The organism is Marinicella meishanensis (assembly GCF_019931145.1).
GTDB classification, from domain to species: domain Bacteria; phylum Pseudomonadota; class Gammaproteobacteria; order Xanthomonadales; family Marinicellaceae; genus Marinicella; species Marinicella meishanensis.
Genome location: NZ_JAIOUV010000003.1, coordinates 270,290 through 293,736, shown reverse-complemented (window position 1 = coordinate 293,736; position 23,447 = coordinate 270,290). Strand labels below are relative to the sequence as shown.

Sequence of the window (23,447 nt, the reverse complement as noted above, 5' to 3'; positions counted from 1 at the left end):
CGTTGCATTCTTCTATCCTTATCAGCACAAAACAACTCAAGGACCATGCAGCCAGACGCCAACCAACCTGCACACCATGACATGCTGCCCCAGGTGATGGACACCATCAAAAAAATCGCCCGCAGTTACCGCATGGGAAATCACACGATGCAAACCACCGAAATCGTGCACGAGGGGTATTTGCGCCTGGTCAAAGAAGATGCCGATAAATGGCATGACAAGAATCGCTACATGCAGGCCTTTGCCATCAGCATGCGCCGCTTTTTGGTGGACCGGTACCGCAAAAAAATCAGCCTCAAGCGCGGTGGCACCCCCGATGACCTGTCTTATGAAGAGATGGCACTTGAATTTCCCGCACCCGAAGGGTTTGTTGACTGGTTGGATTTGGACCACAAACTGAATCGCCTGCATGACATCGATCCGTTGGCTGCCGAAGTGGTGCAGCTGAAATTTTTCACCGGCTTGAGCATCCAAGAAATGACCCAGGTGTTGCATCACAATGCCACCATGCTCAACCGCAAATGGACCTTTGCCAAAGCCTGGCTGAAGAGCGCCTTGTCGGAGACCACATGACCTTGGACCTGATGCAACAGGCCCAACAGGTCTTTGAGCAGTTGCTGACCCTTGAAGATCATGAAATGACGGCTTGGTTGCAGCAAGAATGCGGTGCTGACGAAGCCTTGTTGCAAACCGTTTTGACCTTGCTCAACAGCCACCAGCAACTGGCTGATGAACGCACGGTGACCATCGAACACCACATCTTGCGTTTGTTACACACCCAAGCTGACGGCCGCAACATCGTGGCCCCTGCGGAGCTGACCTTCAACCATGACCGGTATCGCATCATTGAGAAAATCGGTGATGGGGGCATGGGTTCGGTGTATTTGTGCGAACGAACCCATGAGGGATTCACCGAACAAGTGGCCATCAAAGTGCTGCACGGCTTGGACATCCATGCCGCCGAACACAAACGCTTTATCCAAGAAAAACACATCCTGGCACAACTGAACCACCCCAACATCACCCATTTCATTGACACCGACTATTTGGCCGACGGCACCCCCTTTGTGGTGATGGCTTACACCCCTGGGATGGACATCACCAAACATTGTCAAGGACACAAAACCAAAGACAAATTGGACCTGTTTTTGCAGTTGTGCGAAGCCGTGAAACACGCCCACCAAAACCTGATCATTCACCGCGACATCAAACCCAGCAACGTGTTGGTCACCGATTCAGGCGAGGTCAAGCTGATTGATTTTGGCATCGCCAAAATCCTCTCCAAGCACAATCAATTCAAAACCCAGACCCAACTGGCGGTGATGACCCCGGCCTATGCCAGTCCTGAACAACTGCAGAAAAAACCACTGAATACCACCACCGACATCTACTCAATGGGGGTGTTGTTGTATGAACTGTTGGCGGGATCTCGCCCCCATGACTTGCAACGGCTGTCGATGGGACAATTCGAAGCCAAAGTCACCAAAGGCGACTTGCAGTTGCCCTCCCTGCGGGCGCAACAAGCCGGAATCGCACTGGATCGTGACTTGGATGCCATCATCCTCAAAGCGATGCAAGTCAAACCATCAGAGCGCTATCAATCGGTACAGGAGTTCATAGACGACATCGATCGATATTTACAAAACAAACCGGTGCTGGCCCGCAAACCCAACTGGTTGTACCGCAGCCAAAAGTTTTGTCAACGCAACTGGTTACCCCTCTCAGTGGTTGGGGTGTTTGTGTTGGTCTCTGCCTGGTTTGCCCAGCAAATCCATCAAGCCAACCAACAATCCCGCTTGGAACAGCAAAAAGCCCAGGTGCTCAGTGACAGCTTCATCATGGCGTTCAAAAACGCCGACCCCACCCAAACATTGGGTGAAGCCATCAAAGCCACCGACATTTTGGATCAAGCCACGCAATTGATCACCCAACAGTATGCCGATCAACCGGCCTTGTTGAATGACTTGTCCTTGGCCATGGCCGAAGTGCATCACCATTTGGGCGCCTTTGCCCAAGCCCAAAATATGGTCGATTTGGCCATCAACAACAGCTCCGCGGACAACCGCAGCGATTGGCAATTTTTGCAGGCTAAAATCCTGTTTTCCACCAACGATTTGGATGCCTTATTGGCCTTGCTGCCCAAGATTGACACCACATCAGCTGAACAACAATTGCGCAAGGACATGCTGCAATTAAACGCTTGGTCACGCAAAGGACTCAGTGATGATGCGACCGAACTGGCTCTGCGCTTGATGCAACAGGCGCAACCCACAGACCCCCACTTCACTGAATTGTGTTTGATCCACTACGACCTGTACTTCCATGACAAGCCCAAAGCCTTGCAATTCAGTGAATTGGATCAATGTCTGGTGGAATTGGATCAAAGCGATGAAAACCTGTTGAAAAACAGCCAGGTCTACATGCAATTCGCGGCGCTGCACCGCAGCCACAATGAATTTGAACAATCGACCGAATACTTCAAAAAAGCCCTGGCCATCAACCAACGCGTGTATGGGGACCGGCACATTTCCCTGGTCGGCCCACTGAAAGGCATTGGCTGGAACACCATGCAGTATAACGATTATGCCGCCTCCATTGAGTACCAAAACCAAGCACTGGCCATCAGTGAGAAGTACTTTGGTGTGGGTCACCCGAACACCAGCAACGCCATCTACAACTTGGGCCATGTGTATTCCAATATGGAAGATTATGATCAGGCCTTTGCTTTGTACAACCGCGCGATTCAAATCATGGTCGACAACGGCTTGGGCGAAGAACGCAAAGTGGCCTTTTATTACAAAGCCATTGGCCATTTACAAAACGACTTGGGTTATTACGAAGCGGCCGAACGCAACATCAAAAACAGCATCCATGTGTTTGGTCTGCTGCAGGGATTGTATGTGTATCGGGTGGCCGAAATGCAGGTGCTGCTGGCCCACATTCACCACAACCAGGGCCGTGATGACGAGGCTTTGGCCTTGTTGCAAACAGCCATGCCCAACATGTACACCATGCATGAGGACGGCGAGTACTACCAAGAACTGGGTGAACGTTTGTTGGCAGAACTGTCAACCCAAAGCGGCTCATGAGCCACCATAAACCCCATCTACCGCAAAAAACCTGCCCGGTGTGTGGTTTGCCATTCAATTGGCGCAAAAAGTGGCGGCACTGTTGGGATGAGGTGATTTACTGTTCGGCACACTGCCGCCGCAACAAACAAACCAAACCAACCAGCTGACAGCACTCAGACACCTGCCACCAACGACCACGAAACCGGCAGCTATTCACTGGACTTTCACTGGGCATGTAGAAAAATCGGTGGCTGTCAATACATGGAAACGATCCATGACCAAGCGGCATCACAGGCCGCCCCGAGTGAATGCACCATGATTTCATTGCCCATCAATCCTTGCCCATGAAACTTGACCCATGAGACTTTACCGATGAAAGTGGCCCACCTGATTTTTCCACACCAATTGTTCAAAGACCACCCTTTGATTGCAACCGATGCCGATTGTTGGTTGATCGAGCTCAGCCTGTTTTTCACCCAATACCCATTTCACCAACAAAAAATCGCATTTCACCGGGCCAGCATGCAGGCCTTTGCCGCAGCCAACTTAAACCGGGTTAACCACTTCACCTACATCGAGGCCCATAACCCATGTTCACAGATCAATGAATTGATCAGCGAACTGGCCGCTGCTGGATACCAAGGCATCAAAACCATCGACAGCACCGATGACTGGGTAGAGCGTCAATTGAGTGCAGCCTGCAACACCCATGGCATCGAGCGCCAGGTCTTGCCCAGCCCCTTGTTCATCAACAACCAAGAGGACTTGGCAGATTTTTTTCGCACCGAGAAAGACCACTTTTTTCACCACCAGTTTTACCAGCAACAACGGCGCCGGCTGAATCTGTTGATGGACCGAGGCAAGCCGCTGGGTGGGCAATGGAGTTTTGATCAAGAGAACCGCAAAAAATACCCGAAGGAGCAACAACCACCGGCGATCAAGTGGCCTGAACCGACGGCCCACCACCAAGAGGCCACAGCCTACGTCAAGCAACACTTCCAAGATCATTTGGGCAACCTGACCGCCCAACATGGTTTTACCGCCATTTATCCAATCACCCCTGAATCCGCTGCACAATGGTTGGATGATTTTCTGCGGCAACGGTTTGCCGAGTTTGGACCCTATGAGGACGCGATGGTCAAAGAACAGTTGCTGTTACACCACAGTGTTTTAACCCCCATGCTGAATGTGGGCTTGTTGTCGCCCACAACCGTGATCAATCGCTGCCTGTCTTATGCCCAAGAGCACGACATCCCACTCAATTCACTGGAGGGCTTTGTGCGACAAGTCATTGGTTGGCGGGAGTTCATTCGCGGCTTGTATGAAACCGTGGGGCGACGGCAACGGACGCGCAATTTTTGGGGCTTCAAGCGCCCCATTCCCGCGACTTTTTATACCGGAAACACCGGCATTGAGCCGGTGGATGTGACCATCAAAAAAGTGTTGGACACCGGTTATTGTCACCACATCGAGCGCTTGATGATTCTGGGCAACTTCATGCTGTTGTGCGAATTCGATCCGGATACCGTATACCAATGGTTTATGGAACTGTTCATTGATGCCTATGATTGGGTCATGGTGCCCAATGTCTATGGCATGAGTCAATTCGCCGACGGCGGCTTAATGGCCACCAAACCCTACATCAGCTCCAGTAACTATGTGTTGAAAATGAGCGACTTTGCCGGGGGCAAACAAGCCGCCTCATGGCGCCGTACTTGGGATGGTTTGTTCTGGCGGTTCATGCACCGGCAGCGGGATTTTTTTGCAGCCAACCCCCGCCTTGGCATGTTGTTGAAAACTTGGGATCGCATGAATCCCAGCACCCAACAAAATCACCTCAATGCAGCGAGTGAATACCTGGATGGCTTGGATGCCAAAACCGGTGAAGCTTGAGGCTCTTCACAACTTCGGGGTAAACCCGCTACAATAAAACGCCATTCATCAGCCCGTATTCCATGACTTCAATCCAAACCGTGTTACAACTCAATGGCCTCAATTGTTTGTTGTTTGGTGCCATGTTCGTGTTTTTGCCCGATACCGTGATCTTGTTTTTGAGCCCCACCGCGCCGGCACCGAAAATCGTTATTCTGGCTTTGGGGGTGGTGTTGAACTTGTATGGCATGGTGTTGTTGTGGTTGAGTCAACAAGCCGAGCCCAAACGCAGCTGGATCAAACTGATTGCCATCGGTGACTTCTTGTGGGTGCTGTTCACCGCCGCCCTGATACTCAGTCAACAATGGATCACAGCGTTGGACGGCATCACCGCCGCGGGCTTGGTGGCCATCATCGTCGGCTGGTTTGGTTGGCTGCAATGGCAGTATGCCAGACAACCATAGCCATTCCCACCGGTAACCACGCCATCACGCCATCAGAATGCGAATTGACTGCCTGCCTTCGAATCGTCTTTGTCCGGCTTGATCGCATTCCTACGCACCGTCATGATGTGGCACGACCAACATCCAATACACCGTCATTGTCCGGCTTGGCTGACAGGGATGTCAGTCATAGAATCGAGACTGGATCAGAGATCGAGACCGGACAATCCAGGTTCGATGGACTGTGGTAGTGTAGAGGGTTTACCTCACTGAGGTCTTCACCACCTGGATCTAGCGATCATGTCGCAGGATGACGGGTTAATTTAATTGTTCAAAATCTATTTCGAATTCTTTATCACTAAGCTTGGCTTTGAATAGTTTTACATTTAAGTCAAGTCTGACAACTTTTTCAATATCACTGATTTCAGTTCTTAAACCAAAATAAATTGATTTCAAAGAATCTGCTGGATAGCTAATTGGCTGTCCACCTTCTTCAACAAACAGCCTCCATTCCTCTTCATATTCCCATGCATCAAATTTGGTTATAAAGTGATTAACTACTTCATGAATTGATAACTCTGAATTGAAAAACCTTAGTAAATCTTTTTTAGGAATTAGTTTTGTGTAATTAACTTTATTGAAGACCCTAAATAATTCACTTTCAGTAGACAATTCAATACAAGCCCCACTATGGTTATTAGCATAGTGTGACCACATCAAAATATTATTACTTCTTTCACTGAAACAAGTAATTCCTGAGTTATCTGCAAAACTATTGTGATAGTTTTCTAAAGTTGATTTAGCCTCAGTTTCAAGTGATTCCTTGACTAAACCTGAACAGAACTCTTTTAATTCAGGAAACCTCTCTTTCTGTTCCTCTATATCTTGGATTGAAACTTCTTCAAAAATAGTTGGTATTAAACAATCATATGGATCATTTAGATTTCTTGGAAAGTTAAAGTACAGTTGATTCTTTGATATATTTTCTAGGAAATACTCATCAATACAAGAATACTTAAATATTGTTTTTGGACGATTAGTCATTGTCAATCCGGTTGCCAGAACACCTCATTGCCGCCATTGAGCACGCGGGCCAACACGAACAAATAATCCGACAACCGGTTCAGGTATTGCATCACTTCGGCTTCGATGGTGTGCTTGACATGGGCTTGCCAGGCCTTGCGTTCGGCCCGGCGACAAATGCTGCGGGACAGGTGCGCGGCACTGCCGGCTTGGTTGCCAGCCGGTAAAATGAACTGTTTCAATGGGGTCAATTGCGCTTGCCAGGCATCGATCCAGTGTTCCAGTTCAGTGATGTCTCCCGCTTCGAGGTTGTTGTCTTTGTATTGCGCCACTTGGGCCCCCAAATCAAACAGTTTGTGCTGCACTTTGGACAGTTGTTGATCAACGGTTGAATCGGCGCACAAGGCCCGGATCATTCCCAGCTGGGCATTGAGTTCATCGACATCGCCCAACACATCAAACAATAAGTCGGCCTTGGTCAATCGCTGGCCATTGACCAAGCCACTTTCGCCCTGGTCTCCGCTGCGGGTGTAAATTCTTGTCATAATCCTGAAACTTTGGTTGAAGTGAGTGAGTTCTTTAGAGTATAGTTCGACCAGTTTTTTTGCAAACTTTATTCACCAAAATGAAGCAAACGGTACTCAATGCCGCCCACCGCCAAGCGGGGGCCAAAATGGTCGACTTTGGGGGCTGGGAAATGCCCATCAACTATGGCTCGCAAATCGAAGAACACCATGCCGTGAGAACCGCGGTGGGCATGTTTGATGTCTCCCACATGACGGTGATTGATGTCGCCGGCAAAGAAGCCACCGATTTCCTCTACAAGTTGTTGGCCAATGACATCACCAAATTATTCACCAACCAAGCCTTGTACAGCACCATGCTGAATCACCAAGGTGGGGTGATCGACGACCTGATCACCTACAAAATCTCTGACACCGCCTACCGCGTGGTGGTCAATGCCGCCACCCGCGAAAAAGACCTGGCCTGGTTTTCACAAGAAATCGAAGGCTTTGATGCCACCATGCAAGAACAGGCCGACACCGCCATGATTGCGGTGCAAGGGCCCCAAGCCATGGCCACCATCCAACCCCTGCTCGACTTGGATTTGAGCGACACCAAACGGTTTTATGCGGCGCACAATGAGCAGCTGTTCGTGGGACGCACTGGATACACCGGTGAGGACGGGGTGGAGATCATTCTGCCGGCCGCACGAGCCGAGGACCTGTGGAACCAATTATTGGCAGGCGGCGTACAACCCTGCGGCTTGGGTGCCCGAGATACCTTACGCCTGGAAGCCGGCATGCACCTGTATGGTCAGGACATGGACGAGAACATCACGCCACTGGAATGTGGTTTGGCCTGGACCATCCGCAAAGACAACCTGGAGTTCAATGGCGCCATGGCCCTGGAAGAGAAAAAAGCCAGCGGCGTCAACAAAAAACTGGTGGGCTTGGTGCTGAATGGCCGCGGCATACTGCGCCATGACCAACCTGTGTCTGATGGCCAAGGCCACAGCGGCATCATCACCAGTGGTGGTTACTCACCCACCACCGAACAAGCCATTGCCATGGCTGTGGTCGACAAAGACATCGAGCTGGATGCCATAGAAGTACAAATCAGAAACAAAAGCTTGCCTTGTCGAGCCGTGAAATTACCATTTGTCAGAAATGGCAAATCATTGATTGAGGATTGAATTATGAGTTACGTACCAGATAATTTGAAATACACCGCTTCGCACGAGTGGCTGGAAGATTTGGGCAATGGGGTCTACCGCGTGGGCATCACCGAATTTGCCCAAGCGCAACTGGGTGACATTGTGTTTGTGGAATTGCCAGAAGTGGACGAGTCCTATGCCCAAGAAGATGAGTGCGGTGTGGTGGAATCGGTGAAAACCGCTTCAGACATCTACTGCCCGTTGGTGGGCACCGTGACCGCGGTCAATGATGCGCTGGAAGACACCCCGGAACTGATCAATGATTCACCGTATGATGACGGGTGGATTTTTGAACTCGAATTGGGTGAAGATGCGGACATCGGTTCTTTGTTGAGTGCCGAAGACTACCGCAACTCCATCGCCGACGAAGACTGATTGAACGATTGACCTGCCATGCCATTCATACCCCACACCGAAGAAGAAATCAAAGACATGTTGGACACCATTGGGGTGGACAGCATCAACCAGCTGTTTGACGAAATCCCACCTGAATTGGTGCACAACAAGTTGGACCAGATTCCACCGCGCATGAGCGAGATGGAAGTGACTCGCCACATCAACAAACTGGCCAAACAAGACGGCACACCGACCTGCTTTGCCGGCGCCGGCGCCTATGAACACCACATCCCGGCCGCGGTCTGGCAAGTGACCACACGGGGCGAGTTTTACACGGCCTACACCCCCTATCAGCCGGAAGTGGCGCAAGGCACCTTGCAAGTCATCTATGAATACCAAAGCATGATGGCACACCTGACTGGCATGGACGTGTCCAACGCTTCATTGTATGACGGCTCTTCGGGCTTGGCCGAAGCCATTTTGATGGCGGTCAGGGCCAACCGCAAAAGCAAAGGCAAGAACATCCTGATCCCGAAAAACATCAACCCGGTGTACACCCAGGTGGTGAACAACATCGTCAAGAATCAGGAAATCAACATCATCGAAGTGGATTATGATGCCGAAACCGGTTTGGTCGACCACCAGCACCTGCACAGTTTTGCCGATCAGGACATCACCGCAGTGGTGGTGCCACAACCCAATTATTTTGGCTTGTATGAAGACGTGCACAGCCTGACTGACTGGGCCCACCAACAAGGGGCCTTGGTGATTGGCTTGGTCAATCCGATGTCATTGGCTTTGTTGTCGGCACCAGGCAATTGGGGTGAACAAGGCGCCGACATCTGCTGTGGTGAAGGCCAGTCCATGGGTGTGCCCTTGTCTTCTGGCGGACCTTACTATGGCTTTTTAACCTGTAAAGAACCGTTTGTGCGCAACATGCCTGGTCGCATCGTTGGCATGACCACCGATTTGGATGGCAAGGAAGGCTTTGTGTTGACTTACCAAGCCCGTGAACAGCACATCAGACGCGCCAAAGCCACCTCCAACATTTGCACCAACCAAGGCTTGATGGTCACCGCTTCGACCATTTACATGTCCTTGCTCGGTTCCACCGGCTTGCGCAATGTGGCGGCCAACTGCATCCACAACACCGACTTATTGAAGCTGAAACTGCAAGGGGTTGACGGTCTGGAGCTGGTATTTGACGGTGCGGGCTTCCATGAATTTGTGGTGCGTTTGACCGATGCCAATGCCGCTGATGTGATCGCCCAAATGGCGGCCAAAGATTACGTCGCTGGGGTCGACATCTCAGCGCAGTACCCTGAACTGGGTCAGGTTTTGCTGTTGTGTGTGACCGAAACCAAAACGGCAGGCGACCTGGATGATTTTGTGGCAGCCCTGCAAGATTGCCTCTGATTCCAAGGGTTCAATTAAATTTGACAAAGCCGACCCGTGGTCGGCTTTTTTGTGGGAGGAATGATGCTAAAATGTTCAGATGATCAAAAATCTGTTGGACAAAATATTTTTTGCCGTAGGGGTGATGCTGTTTCTGCAACTGCCTCACTTCATCGACCAATACACCCAGCGCATGGGTGGTTACCATGACTCCCAGGCACAACAAATCAAAGAGTACCAAGCCATTGCCGATCAACATTTTGCCGGTGACTTGAGTGCCTACATCCAGCGCCTGCAACAAAACAGCGACCCAGCGGTGGCCGAATCAGCCAGCCAAATGGAACAACGCATCGCCCAAACCGCCGCCATCAAACATGAATTGGCGGTGTTTGAAGAAGAACCCCTGTGGTACCAAGTGCCCTATTTCCTCACCCACATGCGCATGGACCTGGCCCGTGGCACCGCACAGAACTTTGCCCCCGGGGTGCCCATCAACCTGTGGGCCTGGGGTTATGGTTTGGTCGGTGGGGTGTTGTTTTCTCTGTTGTTCAATGGCGTGGTCAAAGCCCCTGGAGCGGTGCTCAGGCGCCGCCGAAAAGCCCAACCATCACCAGTTCGGCGCCAAACACCCAAATTGAAGCATTGATTGTGATGCTTGCCAGGCAGGCCATTCATTCGGTCATTGACGCATGAGCTCTCTGGGGATCTTCAATCCACAAAAAAAGCCGGTGTAAAAAACCGGCTTTTATGAACCCATATGCAGCTCAAGATCAGATGTAATCACCCCATTCTTTGACCCGATCGGCTTGGGTTTCCAACAGCGCATCAACGTCACCTGAGATTTCAATGGTTTCGATGCTGTCACCACCGACAATTGAGTTGACCACGTCTTGGTCTGCCGGCGACACCACTTTGCCAAACACCGAATGTTTACCGTCCAACCAGGGGGTGGCGACGTGGGTGACAAAGAACTGAGAACCATTGGTGCCTGGGCCGGCATTGGCCATCGACAGCACGCCAGGCTGGTCGTGTTTCAGCGAGGCATCAAATTCATCTTCAAACCGGTATCCGGGACCACCGGTGCCGGTGCCAATGGGGCAGCCACCTTGGATCATGAAATCCGGAATCACCCGATGAAAGGTCAAGTTGTCATAAAAGCCATTTTTGGCCAGGTTGACAAAGTTGGCCACGGTGACCGGGGTTTTGTCGTCGGTTAATTGCAGGTTGATGTCACCTTTGTTGGTTTTGATGGTCGCTGTGATGGCCATGATCTACTCTCTTGTGATTGAAAGCTTTCAATATAAGCACCAATGGCTTCATTTCAAGGCATCTTTTCACGTGAAAAACACCAGCGCAAGGCTTATAATCATTGGCCAAGCGTTGGGTGAACCCCACCCTCCCATAATAAATGACCAAGAGGATCCCTATGACCAAACACTTGTTTTTGTTCGCTGCGCTGTTGTGCCTGGCGGGCTGTCAGCCACCGGCCAGCATCAAATCAGACCCACCAAGCAACGCCGAGGACCCATTCCTCTGGCTGGAAGACGTCGAGGGTGAAGCCGCCATTGACTGGGTCAAAGAACGCAACCAACGTTCCTTGGCAGTGATTGAGTCCCATCCCAAATTTGCCCCCTTATACGAAAACAACAAAGCCATCTACAATTCTCAAGACCGCATCCCTTACGTCACCCAGATGAACGGTTATTTGTATAATTTTTGGCGTGACGAGACCCACGTGCGTGGCATTTACCGGCGCACCACCATGGCTTCCTATAAACAAGCCGAGCCTGAATGGGAAACGGTGCTGGATGTCGATGCCTTGGCTGAAGCCGATGGCGAAAACTGGGTTTACAAAGGCATGTCTTGCCGCTATCCGGCTTATGACCGCTGTTTGGTGAATTTGTCCCGCGGTGGGGCCGATGCCACTGTGGTCAAAGAATTCGATTTGAACCAGCAAGCTTTTGTCGAGGATGGCTTCTATCTGCCAGAATCAAAAAGCGCCCTGGCCTGGGTTGACATGGACACCTTGATGGTGGGCACCGATTTTGGCCCGGACAGCTTGACCGATTCAGGGTATCCCAAAATCACCAAACTGTGGCAGCGGGGCACCAACTTGGCGGCTGCCAAAACGGTGTTTACCGGCGAACAAGCCGACGTGGGCGTGTACCCTGCCGTGCTTCATGATGGCGACGAATCTTACCGCTTCATCATCCAAGCCGACACCTTCTACACCCGCAATTGGTTCGTGTTGAATGCACAAGACCAACCCCAATTATTGGCCTTGCCCAAAGACATTGGCTTTTCAGGGCTGATCAATGGCCAAGCCATTTTTGAGTTGAAATCAGATTGGCAGCCCAAAGATCACCCATTCACCCAAGGCAGCTTGTTGGCCATCGATTTTTCAGATTTCCTGGCCGGAGACCAGAACTTCACTTTGCTGATGGAACCGGATGACAAAACCTCCATCAGTGCCGTGACCACCACCCAAAGCAAGGTGCTGATCAACACCTTACAAGACGTCAGCTCGGTGATCTACCAGAAAAGTTATCAGGCCGGACAATGGCAGAGCCAACGTTTGGACCTGCCCCAGTTTGGCTCCATGTCTGTCTCTGGGTCGAGTGATCAGAATGATGAGGTGTTCATCAACTACAGCAATTTCCTGACCCCATCTACTTTGTATCATTACAACGCCCAGACCGGTGACTCGGAAGCCATCAAATCGTTGCCAGCCTGGTTTGATGCCGCAGACCTCACAGTGGAGCAGTATTTCATGACCGCCGATGACGGCGTGCAAGTCCCTTATTATGTGGTCAAGCGCAAAGATTTGGTGCTCGATGGCAACAACCCCACCCTGTTGTATGGCTATGGTGGCTTTGAAGTGTCCATGCGCCCCAACTACTCTGCCACCGTGGGCACCAACTGGTTACAAGATGGCGGCGTCTATGTGGTGGCCAACATCCGTGGTGGCGGTGAGTATGGCCCAGATTGGCACCAGGCGGCCTTGAAGGAAAACCGCCACGTGGCCTTCAATGATTTCATTGGCGTGGCTGAGGATTTGATTGCCAGAAACATCACCTCTCCGGCCCATTTGGGTATATATGGCGGCTCCAATGGCGGCTTGTTGGTTGGTGCGGTGTTCACCATGCGCCCCGATTTGTTCAACGCCGTGATTTGTGCAGTCCCCCTGCTGGACATGAAACGTTACAACCAATTATTGGCTGGCGCCAGTTGGATGGGCGAATACGGCAACCCCGACATCCCAGAGGAATGGGCCTACATCAAAACCTATTCACCCTACCACAACCTGCAAGCAGACCAGCAATACCCCAAAGTGTTCTTCACCACCTCCACCCGGGACGATCGGGTGCATCCCGGGCATGCCCGCAAGATGGCCGCCAGGATGGAAGCCATGGGCCACGCGTATTATTATTATGAAAACATCGAAGGGGGCCATGGCGGCGCATCCAACAACAACCAGTCGGCCTATCTGCGGGCCTTGATGTACAGTTATTTGTGGCTGCAGTTGGGCGGTGACCAATGAGCCACTTAAACACAACCAATCAGAGGGTCACCATGAAATCCATCTTTGCGCTGTTAACCACCCTGATCGCCACCTCTGTCTGGGCCGACTGGCAACAAGACATCAACGACGTGGAAAGTGACTTGTTGGAGTGGCGCCGCTACATCCACCAAAACCCAGAATTGTCCAACCGTGAATTCAAAACGGCGGCCTATGTCGAACAACACCTCAGAGACTTGGGCCTGGAAGTCAAAACCGGCATCGCATTCACCGGTGTGGTGGGCATCTTGCGCGGCGATTTGCCCGGCCCCGTGCTGGCTTTGCGGGCTGACATGGACGCCTTACCGGTGACCGAACAGGTCGACTTGTCGTTCGCTTCCAAAGTCACTGCCGAGTATCGCGGCGAAACGGTGGGGGTGATGCACGCTTGTGGTCACGACACCCATGTGGCGATGTTGATGGCCGCCGCATCGGTGTTCGCCAAAAACAAAGCCGAACTCAAAGGCACCTTGATGTTCATTTTTCAACCGGCCGAAGAAGGGGCCCCAGGAGATGAGGAAGGCGGCGCCGAGTTGATGCTGGCAGAGGGCTTGTTTGACGACTTGAAACCCGAAGCCGTGTTTGGCATCCACGTCACCTCCAATGCCAACACCGGCGTGGCCTTATACCGCACCGGACCTTACATGGCTGCGGTGGATGACTTTGAACTGAAAATCATTGGCCAACAAGCCCATGGCTCACGTCCCTGGAGCGGCATTGACCCGATCGTCACCGCGGCACAAATCATCAATTCTGTGCAAACCATCGTGTCCCGACGCACCGACGTGACCAAAGCCCCTGCGGTGGTTTCTTTTGGTGCCATCAAAGGCGGTATCCGCAACAACATCATTCCTGATGATGTGACCATGGTGGGCACCATCCGCAATTTCGACATGGGCATTCGGGACAACATCCACCAACAACTCGAGAACATCATCACCCATGTGGCCGCCGCCAACGAAGCCGAGGTGGAATTCAAAATCAATGAAGGCTACCCGGTCACGGTCAACGACCCCACTTTGGGCGAACGCATGCTGCCATCATTGCACAAAGTATTTGGTGCCAACCAAGTGGTGGATCCCGGCTTGATCACCGGGGCTGAGGATTTTTCCTTTTTGGCCAATGAAGTGCCGGGCTTGTACTTCTTTATGGGCGTGACACCGAAAGGACAGGATGCCTTGAGCGCACCGACCAACCATTCACCGCTTTTCTTTGTCGATGAAACCGCCCTGCTCTATGGGGTCAAAGCCTTTGTTCAGTTGGTACAAGACTACTGACGGTTCTCGGTGGCTGCTCATCAGCACCTGCCTGGTGCTGCTGGGTGGCTGCCAAATCCGCGAAAAACCCGATCTGGCTGAGCTGTACCAGCAACACGGCACCGATCACAGCCACACGCCCTTGGTCCTGATTCATGGCACCATGGGCAGCAAATTGCGTTTCAAAGACACCGGCGAAGAAGTGTGGCCGGGCAAAATCAATCAATTGATCTTTTCCAACTACCACCATTTGGCCAACGCCATCAACCCCGAGGGCACCGCGGTCTTGGCACCTGACATCGAATCCTACGACATCTTTGATGCCTTTTCCAGCATTGGCATTTACGACGAAATCATCGAGACCTTAACCAGCTATGGCGGCTACCAGTTGGGAGATGTGAATGACCCACAGCTGGGACACCGAAGTTTGTATGTGTTCCATTATGATTGGCGTCAGGACAACGTCGCCAGTGCCGCCCAATTGGCGGCATTCATCGAGCAAATTTTGACCAAGCACAGTGATGTCGAGGCCGTCGATGTGGTGGCCCATTCCATGGGCGGCTTGATCTTGCGATACTACCAACGGTTTGGTTCACGCGATGTGCTCGCCACCTTGGCCGCCGATCAGCGCCAAGACAAACAGAGCAATTTTCAACACCTGTCACAGGCCCACAAGGTCCGCCATGCGATTTTTCTGGGGACTCCGCAACTGGGCTCAGTCAAATCAATCAAACGCCTACAACGGGGCTTTGATTTCAACCTGCGCAACATCCCGGTCGAGGTGCAAGTGACGATGCCCACCGTGTATCAATTGTTGCCGCACCCGTGGCACCCATGGGCCGTTGATGATGCCGGCGAAACCCTTGATTTGGACCATTTTGATCCCTTGTTTTGGCAACAAAATCAGTGGTCAATTTATGACCCAGAAGTGCAACAGCGTATCATCAGAAATGCCGAAGATGAGGGCGCTGGACAGGACCAGGTGTCCCGACTGCAGCATTTTTTCGTTCACCAGTTACAAAGGGCCAAATTGTTTTGGTTGTCCTTGTCGCCTGCCCATGAAATTGAACACGAAGGTTTCATCATCATGGGCGGCGATTGCAAAGACACTTTGAATCACTTGGTCGTCAGCCAAGATGAGCAGGGCATCAACTTGCTTGATTCGGTCAAGCTGGCGGATCCACATGAGGTCCGCAAACGACAGCATTCCTGGCTGTTCAGACCGGGTGACGGTCAAGTCAGCAAAGCGTCTTTGCTGGGACAAGTGCATGATCCGGTGACCCACCAAACCCGCAAAACCATCCACATCAAGTACCCAGTGTTTGTTTGTGAAGATCACCTGCGCTTGACCCAAAACCTGACCTTCCAGGACAACCTGCTGCATGTGTTGTTGTATGAGTGAGCCCTCGTGCCGCCCTGAGCGCAGAATTTTGGGCTTATTGAGACAAAAATGGCGCGGCAGTCTTGCCAAGTGATGAACCAAAGTTTAAGTTAGGTAGGGCATTCATTTTTTGGGGTATGACATGAAAATCTGTGGTTTGGTCCTGTTGTTTTGGTGCTCAACGTCGCTGGCGTTTGACGAAGTGAAGGTGACCCCCTCGGATCCACAAGGTTGGCAAGCGGTCAATGTGCGTGATGATGCGATGGTCGAACACAGTCAGAATCAGCCGCTGTTTGGCGATGGTTCCTTGTTGTTTGCCACCGACACCATGACCCCCGGACAGGACAAAGCCGATTATCAATACCTGTGGCAAGAATCGACCAGCGTGATTGATTTCCCTGACCGCATCCTTGGCAACATCACACACTTGAATTATGCCTGGTACCGGGATTCAGCCAGCACCACCGCTCCCCACCTGACCCCGGTGTTTCGTTTGAATTTTTATGACGATGCCGGCACCGTCGGCAACCTTGCTGATGACGTGCTGGGCATTTTGGTATGGGAAGGGGTTTACAATGGCTACAACCCACCGCTGAGTGACAGTTGGGAAATCGTCAACATGATGGAAGACAATTTCTGGGTCTTCGTCTCACAAAGCGCACAAGGCTCCGGGGTGATCCAAAACTTCAATGCCACACTGGCTGATTGGATCAACGGCACCCCACAAGGCCAGCCCGGCGATCCGCAGATTACCTTAACCGCCAACACCTACATCATCGGGGTCAACGTTGGCGTGGGATCCGGCTGGAACAACAGCTTTTTGGGCTATGTGGATGCGGTGCGGGTCGGTTTTGGCAGTGGCGATGACACTTTATACAATTTTGAAGTGTGTCAGGAACTGTCGGTCAACAACGACCCCGATTTGTTGTTTCAGGGTAATTTTGAATGTTTTCAGTGATGCAACACCAAAAAGCCTCAAGTCAATTGCGGTAATTGTTGCGCCACGAACAGCGCATTCAATTGCTGCCAGATGTCGCCAGACATGACGCGGCTGGGAAACAGCAGGTGATGCGGGTCTGGATCATCCGCCACATTGAATTCCAACAACATGAATTGGGGGGTGGTTAGGTGATAGGCCACAAAGCGTTCCCTGGACATGAATTTTTGGCTGCTTGCGGTGGCGATGTCCACACCTTGCTCAGTGAATTCAAAAAAGTAAGTGGGTCGCAACCGGCCCCGCCAGGCACGCACCCCCAGAACCAACAGCACGAAGGGCTGGATCAGCCTCATCACCACAAAAGCCACACACTGACCGCGGCGTTTGATGTCCGCTGTCACCCGTTTGAATTTATACCGGGCGGCAGCCAGGTAGTCGCGCACCGCATACTGAATGGTCAATTGCATGGTTCTGGAGGCCTGAAAGGCGTTTACACTTGGGTGCCACCGACCGTCAGGCGATCGATTTTCAAACTGGGTTGACCAATGCCCACGGGAATGCTTTGCCCGTCTTTGCCACAGACCCCCAAGCCTTGATCAAAGGCCAGGTCATTGCCCACCATGCTGACGCGTTGCATGGCGGCCGGGCCATCACCGATCAAGGTGGCCCCTTTCACCGGATGGGTGACCTTCCCGCCTTCAATCAGGTAGGCTTCGGATGCCGAAAACACAAACTTGCCGTTGGTGATGTCAACTTGACCACCACTGAAATTCACCGCATAAATGCCTTTATCAACTGATTCGATGATTTCCTGTGGATCATACTCACCGCCCAGCATGTAGGTATTGGTCATGCGCGGCATGGGTAAGTGGGCAAAGGATTCGCGGCGGCCATTGCCGGTGGTCGGGACCCCCATCAGACGCGCATTCAATTTGTCTTGCATGTAGCCTTTGAGGATGCCATTTTCAATCAACACATTTTCCTGTGAAGGCGTGCCTTCATCGTCGATGTTCAAAGACCCACGGCGGTGTGGCATCACCCCGCTGTCGATGATGGTACAAGCTTTTGAGGTCACTTGCTGACCCACTTTACCGGAAAAAGCCGAGGTGCCTTTGCGGTTGAAATCGCCTTCCAGACCATGGCCCACGGCTTCATGCAACAACACCCCGGGCCAACCACCGGCCAACACCACCGGCATTTCGCCGGCCGGGGCCGGTTTGGCTTGTAAGTTGATCAATGCCCCATGGATGGCTTGCTGCACATAGGCATCGGCATAACCGGGTTGAAACACGTCGGTCAACAAAATGCGCCCACCACCGCCAGCAAAGCCCATTTCCATGCGGCCTTTGTCATCGGCACAAATCACTTGGATGCTGAGCTTCACCATCGGCCGGATGTCAGCGGCCAAGATGCCGTCACTGGCCGCCACCATGATTTCTTCTTGTGAGGAAACCAATGAACAGATCACTTTTTGGACCCGGTGATCCTGTTGCCGGGCTTGGGCATCCATTTGGTTCAACAGGTCGATGATGGCTTGGTTGTCGACCCCAGAAAGCACATCCACTGGGGTGTACAATTCAGCGGCTTTTTCACTGCGCAGGTTGACCCCAGCGTGGGTGTTTTGGCTGCGGGCGATGCTTCTGGCGGTGTTCACCGCGGCACCGATGCCCTGCAGGTTCAATTGGTCGGTGTAGGCAAACCCGGTCTTTTCGCCTTGGTTGATGCGCACGCCCACCCCGCGATCGATGCTGTGATTGCCCGATTTGACTTGTTGGTTCTCCAACACCCACGATTCCAATCGCGAGGATTGAAAATACAGATCTGCAAAGTCCCCCCCGGTGCTCAAGGCGTCGGCTAACAGGGTTTCCAAATGACTGACTGCCAGTCCGCCTGGCTCAAGAAAGGTTTGGCTGGTTTTTTGAATTGACATGGTTTTTGATGTTGATGAGGTAGGTAAGAAACATGGATGCAATGACGTATGCCACGAAATAAAACACCCCGATTTGTAAGGTGGCATCGGTGGCACCACCGGATTTGGTGGTGAAATAAGTGACCAGAATGGCAATCACAAAGACATCCAACATGGACCACTTGCCAATGGTTTTCAGGACCCGGATGCTTTTCTGTGAGAAATGCAAATTCTGGCTGAACAACACCACCAGCATCATCAGGGATTTGAAGATGGGGGTGAGGATGGTGAAGACAAAGATCACCACCGCGATCGCCACTTGGCCGGATTCATAGAGTTTTAACAGGGCCGAAACGATGCTTTTGGATTCAAACTGGAACACCGTTTGGCCCAACACCGGTATGTCTTGGTAGGCAACCACCGCCAGGATCGGGGCAAACCACCCCGTGACCAGCGCCATCACTGTCACCGCCAGCAAAGCCAACAACGACATTTTGGACTGCCAAAACCCATGCAACAGAAACATCAAGACCAAAGTGGCGATGAACAATTTGGTGTATTTATTGGCCAGGCGGTCGTGTTGTTCGGCCTGGCCTTTGAGCTCATTGAGCTCTGCCAGCTCTTCTGAATGGCCATCGTACAAGCCAATGGTCAGCCATTCGAAGACCTTCTTGCTTTTTGATTTGAAGTTGTCGGTCATGGACAAACGCTCGGACAAAGTTTGGATGCGGTGCTCATACGCCACCGACTGACCCCAAGATTCATAGGCCAGATAGGCACAAAAAGTGGTCGTGATCAGCAGGTAAATGACTTGTGCCCAGGTGTTTTTATTCATCCGATATCAACTCGATCAGTGGTTCATCCCAGGTGCCAGTGACCCGGTAAATGATTTCATTGCTGTTGTTAAGCTGTTTGTCCAACAGTCCCTGTACCAAAAATCCGGCCGCGGCACCCACTGGACCGCCGGCAATGGCGCCAATGGTGGGAAAGGTCTTGCCTATTTGAGGCCTGACGGTGATGGTTTGCGCATAGCTTTGATCGGCAAAACCGACATCACCTTCGATGTGGATTTTAGCAGAAGATGCTTTGATTAAGAAATCTTCGGTGGTGGCCACCCCATCGGTGATGGTGAAATGGCCTTCCATGCTGTTGAACAACAAGCCATCGGCCAGCACGTCGCGAAAATCCAACAACAACCGCCGCGGTAAATTGGTCAGGTTGAATAAGCCCAAGACCCGGCCAAAGCCTGGATTTTGATCCAACACCTGCCCTTGGCCGATTTTGATGTCCAAATCACCAGAGATGTTGGCGATGTTGAATTGACTGGGCACGCCCAACCACTCGGCATTCAGTTCGACCAGGGTTTGGGCATTGGTGATCGGCGCATCGAAGCCAACGGTTTTCAAAAAATCAGCGATGCGTTCAGAAAACATCACCACACTGAAGGCCGATTGTCCGCCGGGGCTGTCGGCTTTGTTCCACACCCCGGCCACATTGATTTCAGCCAATGCCGATTTGATGCTCAATTGGTCAATTTTGATGCCATCGGCCACGTTGCGCATTTCCAGTCGCAAATCGCCCAAGGGAATACCGGCATAGCTGAAATCACCGGCCCACAAATGCAAATCGGGCATCGATGAATCCTGCCCTTCACTCACCTGCTGCAGCAGGTCCTCGTCAGGCTCGATCCAATCCAAACGCTCAAATTCAGCCACGATGCCTTTTTGCTGGACGTTATCATCGATCAGCAATTGTCCCTCAACCGCAGGACCGGCCACTTGGATTCGCAAACGGTTGGCCTCACGCCGCACCACCACATCCAAGTCGGTGAAGGTGCGCGACATGAACAACAATTGTTTCACATGCAAACGCCATTCGTCGGTGGGCAAGGTGCGTTCCTGCACAGTGAGGCTGGGCGTGGCGGCCAGCACTTCCAACCATTGGTCCAAGTCCAGGCGATTGATGGTGCCACCGAATGGCGCCATGGGAGGGTGCTCAGCCGACTCAGCGATGGCCTCTGGTGGTGTGATGCCATCGCTGAATTGCAACTGGGTCAACTGGTGTTGACCATCGCGGTACTGCAAGTTGGTGATGATTTCATGGTTGTAATTGATCGCAATGTCCGAACTTTTACACGGCATCAAGCACGTCACCTGCAGGGTTTTGTTCGTTGCGACATCCTTTTGCAGCGGCGCTGGCCAATCGATGGCCATGCCAGCCAAACCGGATTCAGCGGTCATTTGTAACTGCTCTGCCACGCGAGCAATGTGGATGTTCCAAGCCGCTGTGCCCGAAATTGGCAAAGCCTGCCCCACCACCGATTGCAGGTAGGCCGCACTCAAATCGCCCTGCAAATTGACATCAATGGCCACGCCTTGACCCGGTTCGGTGACCACGGTTCCATTCAGTTTCACCGGTGCTTCGCTGAGTGTGGCCGGCAAATCCTGCATGCTGAGTTCATGGCCTTTGATGCTCACGGGACCATTGATGTTGGCCAATGAAAAATGCTCGGTATCAAACTGCCCCTGACTGAAGGTGACTTGCCCCTTGGGTAAGAAGGGGGCTTGTTGTTCCGCTTTGGTTGACACGGCGAAGGCCAACTCAATGGCCTGTTCACCGCCGACTTGGATCATGTCGTTCAAATCCATGTTTTTGACCAAGGGTGAACGGCGGATGTAATCGAGGATTTCGTTGCCGACACTGGCTGCCTGCAGCTGCACATTGATGAGACCGGTATCGAATGAGGCCAGCGTCAGTTCGGCCTGCCCCACGTGGATGCCCTGGGTGTGGGCATGTTGGAGGTCAACGGTGAACGAGTCTTGGTTGAACCAGGCCACCGCATCAATGTCTTCGACCACTGGCCAGGCCGGATGAAACCGGTTGTCTATACCGCGGGTGTAAGCCCTGGAAACGAACTGGGCAAAACCCTGTTTGAAGGCTTTGGGCACCATTTCACCCTGCACGAACACATAGCCCCGGTCCACCGCACCGGCCAACATGCTGTCATCCAGCCACGCCATGGTTTTGGGATTCCAGACACGATAGGGCCAATATTTTTTCAAGGCCGGCACCACCACATCGGTGACCTGACTGGTCAAGCGCAGGTGCGGGTTGTCACCTTGGGTGAATTCACCCCACACCGACAAAGTGAAATCTTCACACGCACACCACAGGTTGTTGACGGTCAACCGCGGCTGTGGGGCCGACCAATCCACCACCATCTGGGCCGTTAATTCTTGCCAATTCAAGGTGCCGCGATAAATGGGTGGAATCGACAATTGGCCAGCCGCCGAGTCCAGCAACACCTGAGCCTGGTCAGCAGACAACTGCACCTCACCGCGCAACCCAGCCAATTGAAAGGCTGCATGATTCAGCCCCACCCCGGAAAATCCCAGGTAACCGTGGGCCAATTGATCCCGGGCTTCGTCATATGTGGCTTCCACCAAAGTCAATTCACCGACATAGTCATTGATCAGTGACGCTTGTAAGGGCTCGGCCAAACCGGCGGCATGCGCCAAACCAATCACCCAAGCCAATGGCACTTGAGCACTTTTGACCTGGGTCTGGTCGCCATGTCGTTGTAGATGAATGTCAAAGGCTGGATGGGACACCCCTGCGGTGGTGATCTGCTCAATGCGAATCAAGCCATTCCAGTGTTTGGCCGTGCCTTGGTGTTTGATGGTGGCGACAAAAGCAAAGTCTCGTGCGGCGTCGGTGAAACGCAAGGAACCGGTGAGTGAGCGGATGGCACCCGCTTCGGCTTGCAGCCACAACTCACCATCCAACTCACCTTGTAAGGCGCCCACATGATCGGCCATCTGGGTCACCAAATCGGTCAAACTGGCAAAGTCAAATTGATTAAACCGAAGATACCATTGTGCATCGCGGGTCAAAGACTGGTTGCGCAAGCCCCGACTCAACACCTCAATGCCTTGGTTGCCCTCTCCTGGGCGGATCAACAGTTGCAGCGCCCGTTCGGTCTGGTCTTGTTCCAACAACAAATCGGCTTGTAAACCGGCCAACAAAACTTCACCGGCTTCGTTGGCCAAATTCAACGACATTTCTTCCACCCGCAACGAGCCGGTTTGTAAGATCCGGTCCAGGGTTTCGGTGAAACGGGCCTCGTCTTGATCGTCGTTGATGGTGATGCTGGCACCCTGCGCCGATCGAATCATGTCCAACTCTGCCCGGTTGATGCTCAAGTCGATGCCGGTGCGGCCACCGGGAATCAGCATCTGATAAACATTCAAAGTCAAATCAGCCGATTCCAATTGCACACTTTGTTTGCCAGTGAGTTTCAGCTCGGTCAAGGCAAAATGTGGACCATAACCCCGCCACGAACCCTGGATTTCCTCGATGTCCACCGCCAGGCCCCATTGGTCTTCCAGGAAGTCTTCCAGGCGTTGTTGATAAAGGGACTCAAATGGCAGCAACAAACTGAGGATGCCCACCGCCACCCCGGCCAACACAATGACCAAAGCCAGCAGGCCACGGAGTTTGACCCACAGCTTGAACAGCCAATGATGTTTGCGGGTTTTGGTCATGCCG

Annotated in this window: 20 protein-coding genes; 13 read left to right on the top strand and 7 right to left on the bottom strand. The window is 52.3% G+C overall.

Features of this window, described 5'->3' with window-relative positions; translation table 11 throughout:
- The first annotated feature begins 45 nt into the window (after positions 1–45).
- The 5 genes from K7G70_RS06185 (at position 46) to K7G70_RS06165 (ending at position 5,407) form a co-directional block, all read left to right on the top strand.
- Positions 46–573, top strand: a complete 528-nt coding sequence (locus tag K7G70_RS06185) for an ECF-type sigma factor (RefSeq protein WP_223787737.1) — start codon at positions 46–48, stop codon at positions 571–573.
- On the top strand, positions 570–3,089 hold the full coding sequence (locus K7G70_RS06180; RefSeq protein ID WP_223787736.1) for a serine/threonine-protein kinase: 2,520 nt from the start codon (positions 570–572) through the stop codon (positions 3,087–3,089). Before K7G70_RS06185 ends, K7G70_RS06180 begins: the two co-directional genes overlap by 4 nt.
- Positions 3,086–3,238, top strand: coding sequence for a DUF2256 domain-containing protein (locus tag K7G70_RS06175; protein ID WP_223787735.1), 153 nt, complete (start codon positions 3,086–3,088; stop codon positions 3,236–3,238). Before K7G70_RS06180 ends, K7G70_RS06175 begins: the two co-directional genes overlap by 4 nt.
- 205 nt (positions 3,239–3,443) lie before the next feature.
- Positions 3,444–4,964: a cryptochrome/photolyase family protein gene (locus K7G70_RS06170; protein WP_223787734.1), complete on the top strand. Its 1,521-nt coding sequence runs from the start codon at positions 3,444–3,446 to the stop codon at positions 4,962–4,964.
- Between the two features lie 62 nt (positions 4,965–5,026).
- Complete coding sequence (locus tag K7G70_RS06165) at positions 5,027–5,407, top strand: hypothetical protein (protein WP_223787733.1); 381 nt, start codon at positions 5,027–5,029, stop codon at positions 5,405–5,407.
- A gap of 297 nt (positions 5,408–5,704) precedes the next feature.
- On the opposite strand, the gene K7G70_RS06160 is transcribed toward K7G70_RS06165, so the two are convergent.
- Together K7G70_RS06160 and K7G70_RS06155 are read right to left on the bottom strand one after the other, a co-directional pair.
- Positions 5,705–6,430 carry a DUF2971 domain-containing protein gene (locus tag K7G70_RS06160; RefSeq protein ID WP_223787732.1) on the bottom strand — a complete coding sequence of 242 codons (726 nt, stop codon included), beginning with the start codon at positions 6,428–6,430 and terminating at the stop codon, positions 5,705–5,707.
- Positions 6,431–6,432: 2 nt separating this feature from the next.
- Positions 6,433–6,954: a cob(I)yrinic acid a,c-diamide adenosyltransferase gene (locus tag K7G70_RS06155; RefSeq protein ID WP_223787731.1), complete on the bottom strand. Its 522-nt coding sequence runs from the start codon at positions 6,952–6,954 to the stop codon at positions 6,433–6,435.
- A gap of 80 nt (positions 6,955–7,034) precedes the next feature.
- On the opposite strand from K7G70_RS06155, the gene gcvT reads away from it, so the two are divergent.
- From gcvT to K7G70_RS06135, 4 genes are all read left to right on the top strand, one after another.
- Positions 7,035–8,105, top strand: coding sequence for a glycine cleavage system aminomethyltransferase GcvT (gene gcvT / locus K7G70_RS06150; RefSeq protein ID WP_223787730.1), 1,071 nt, complete (start codon positions 7,035–7,037; stop codon positions 8,103–8,105).
- A 3-nt stretch (positions 8,106–8,108) separates the two neighbouring features.
- The gene (gene gcvH, locus K7G70_RS06145; protein WP_223787729.1) at positions 8,109–8,501 is read left to right on the top strand and encodes a glycine cleavage system protein GcvH; all 393 of its coding nucleotides are present in this window, start codon (positions 8,109–8,111) and stop codon (positions 8,499–8,501) included.
- A gap of 18 nt (positions 8,502–8,519) precedes the next feature.
- Complete coding sequence (gene gcvPA, locus K7G70_RS06140; RefSeq protein ID WP_223787728.1) at positions 8,520–9,878, top strand: aminomethyl-transferring glycine dehydrogenase subunit GcvPA; 1,359 nt, start codon at positions 8,520–8,522, stop codon at positions 9,876–9,878.
- A gap of 79 nt (positions 9,879–9,957) precedes the next feature.
- Positions 9,958–10,503: a DUF2937 family protein gene (locus K7G70_RS06135; RefSeq protein WP_223787727.1), complete on the top strand. Its 546-nt coding sequence runs from the start codon at positions 9,958–9,960 to the stop codon at positions 10,501–10,503.
- 124 nt (positions 10,504–10,627) lie between these two features.
- On the opposite strand, the gene K7G70_RS06130 is transcribed toward K7G70_RS06135, so the two are convergent.
- On the bottom strand, positions 10,628–11,125 hold the full coding sequence (locus K7G70_RS06130; protein WP_255589897.1) for a peptidylprolyl isomerase: 498 nt from the start codon (positions 11,123–11,125) through the stop codon (positions 10,628–10,630).
- 158 nt (positions 11,126–11,283) lie between these two features.
- Here K7G70_RS06130 and K7G70_RS06125 point away from each other — a divergent pair, with 158 nt between their 5' ends.
- From K7G70_RS06125 to K7G70_RS06110, 4 genes are all read left to right on the top strand, one after another.
- Positions 11,284–13,398: a prolyl oligopeptidase family serine peptidase gene (locus K7G70_RS06125; RefSeq protein ID WP_223787726.1), complete on the top strand. Its 2,115-nt coding sequence runs from the start codon at positions 11,284–11,286 to the stop codon at positions 13,396–13,398.
- Positions 13,399–13,430: 32 nt separating this feature from the next.
- Positions 13,431–14,693, top strand: coding sequence for an amidohydrolase (locus K7G70_RS06120; RefSeq protein ID WP_223787725.1), 1,263 nt, complete (start codon positions 13,431–13,433; stop codon positions 14,691–14,693).
- Positions 14,668–16,074 (top strand): alpha/beta fold hydrolase, encoded by a 1,407-nt coding sequence (locus tag K7G70_RS06115; protein WP_223787724.1) that lies wholly within the window; start codon positions 14,668–14,670, stop codon positions 16,072–16,074. Before K7G70_RS06120 ends, K7G70_RS06115 begins: the two co-directional genes overlap by 26 nt.
- Positions 16,075–16,195: 121 nt before the next feature.
- Positions 16,196–17,011 carry a hypothetical protein gene (locus K7G70_RS06110; protein WP_223787723.1) on the top strand — a complete coding sequence of 272 codons (816 nt, stop codon included), beginning with the start codon at positions 16,196–16,198 and terminating at the stop codon, positions 17,009–17,011.
- Positions 17,012–17,028: 17 nt separating this feature from the next.
- Here the strand turns inward: K7G70_RS06110 and K7G70_RS06105 are convergent, their stop codons facing one another.
- The 4 genes from K7G70_RS06105 to K7G70_RS06090 are packed head-to-tail and all read right to left on the bottom strand — an operon-like array spanning position 17,029 to position 23,443.
- Positions 17,029–17,457: a hypothetical protein gene (locus tag K7G70_RS06105; RefSeq protein ID WP_223787722.1), complete on the bottom strand. Its 429-nt coding sequence runs from the start codon at positions 17,455–17,457 to the stop codon at positions 17,029–17,031.
- A gap of 23 nt (positions 17,458–17,480) precedes the next feature.
- The gene (gene tldD, locus K7G70_RS06100; RefSeq protein ID WP_223787721.1) at positions 17,481–18,920 is read right to left on the bottom strand and encodes a metalloprotease TldD; all 1,440 of its coding nucleotides are present in this window, start codon (positions 18,918–18,920) and stop codon (positions 17,481–17,483) included.
- Positions 18,886–19,734 carry a paraquat-inducible protein A gene (locus K7G70_RS06095; RefSeq protein ID WP_223787720.1) on the bottom strand — a complete coding sequence of 283 codons (849 nt, stop codon included), beginning with the start codon at positions 19,732–19,734 and terminating at the stop codon, positions 18,886–18,888. The genes tldD and K7G70_RS06095 overlap by 35 nt, the downstream gene beginning before the upstream one ends.
- Positions 19,727–23,443, bottom strand: coding sequence for a YhdP family phospholipid transporter (locus tag K7G70_RS06090; RefSeq protein ID WP_223787719.1), 3,717 nt, complete (start codon positions 23,441–23,443; stop codon positions 19,727–19,729). The genes K7G70_RS06095 and K7G70_RS06090 overlap by 8 nt, the downstream gene beginning before the upstream one ends.
- Positions 23,444–23,447 lie beyond the last annotated feature (4 nt).

Coding starts and splice junctions, on each gene's coding strand:
- K7G70_RS06185 (WP_223787737.1), top strand. CDS start 46: ATGCAGCCAGACGCCAACCAACCTGCACACCATGACATGCTGCCCCAG.
- K7G70_RS06180 (WP_223787736.1), top strand. CDS start 570: ATGACCTTGGACCTGATGCAACAGGCCCAACAGGTCTTTGAGCAGTTG.
- K7G70_RS06175 (WP_223787735.1), top strand. CDS start 3,086: ATGAGCCACCATAAACCCCATCTACCGCAAAAAACCTGCCCGGTGTGT.
- K7G70_RS06170 (WP_223787734.1), top strand. CDS start 3,444: ATGAAAGTGGCCCACCTGATTTTTCCACACCAATTGTTCAAAGACCAC.
- K7G70_RS06165 (WP_223787733.1), top strand. CDS start 5,027: ATGACTTCAATCCAAACCGTGTTACAACTCAATGGCCTCAATTGTTTG.
- K7G70_RS06160 (WP_223787732.1), bottom strand. CDS start 6,430: ATGACTAATCGTCCAAAAACAATATTTAAGTATTCTTGTATTGATGAG.
- K7G70_RS06155 (WP_223787731.1), bottom strand. CDS start 6,954: ATGACAAGAATTTACACCCGCAGCGGAGACCAGGGCGAAAGTGGCTTG.
- gcvT (WP_223787730.1), top strand. CDS start 7,035: ATGAAGCAAACGGTACTCAATGCCGCCCACCGCCAAGCGGGGGCCAAA.
- gcvH (WP_223787729.1), top strand. CDS start 8,109: ATGAGTTACGTACCAGATAATTTGAAATACACCGCTTCGCACGAGTGG.
- gcvPA (WP_223787728.1), top strand. CDS start 8,520: ATGCCATTCATACCCCACACCGAAGAAGAAATCAAAGACATGTTGGAC.
- K7G70_RS06135 (WP_223787727.1), top strand. CDS start 9,958: ATGATCAAAAATCTGTTGGACAAAATATTTTTTGCCGTAGGGGTGATG.
- K7G70_RS06130 (WP_255589897.1), bottom strand. CDS start 11,125: ATGGCCATCACAGCGACCATCAAAACCAACAAAGGTGACATCAACCTG.
- K7G70_RS06125 (WP_223787726.1), top strand. CDS start 11,284: ATGACCAAACACTTGTTTTTGTTCGCTGCGCTGTTGTGCCTGGCGGGC.
- K7G70_RS06120 (WP_223787725.1), top strand. CDS start 13,431: ATGAAATCCATCTTTGCGCTGTTAACCACCCTGATCGCCACCTCTGTC.
- K7G70_RS06110 (WP_223787723.1), top strand. CDS start 16,196: ATGAAAATCTGTGGTTTGGTCCTGTTGTTTTGGTGCTCAACGTCGCTG.
- K7G70_RS06105 (WP_223787722.1), bottom strand. CDS start 17,457: ATGCAATTGACCATTCAGTATGCGGTGCGCGACTACCTGGCTGCCGCC.
- tldD (WP_223787721.1), bottom strand. CDS start 18,920: ATGTCAATTCAAAAAACCAGCCAAACCTTTCTTGAGCCAGGCGGACTG.
- K7G70_RS06095 (WP_223787720.1), bottom strand. CDS start 19,734: ATGAATAAAAACACCTGGGCACAAGTCATTTACCTGCTGATCACGACC.
- K7G70_RS06090 (WP_223787719.1), bottom strand. CDS start 23,443: ATGACCAAAACCCGCAAACATCATTGGCTGTTCAAGCTGTGGGTCAAA.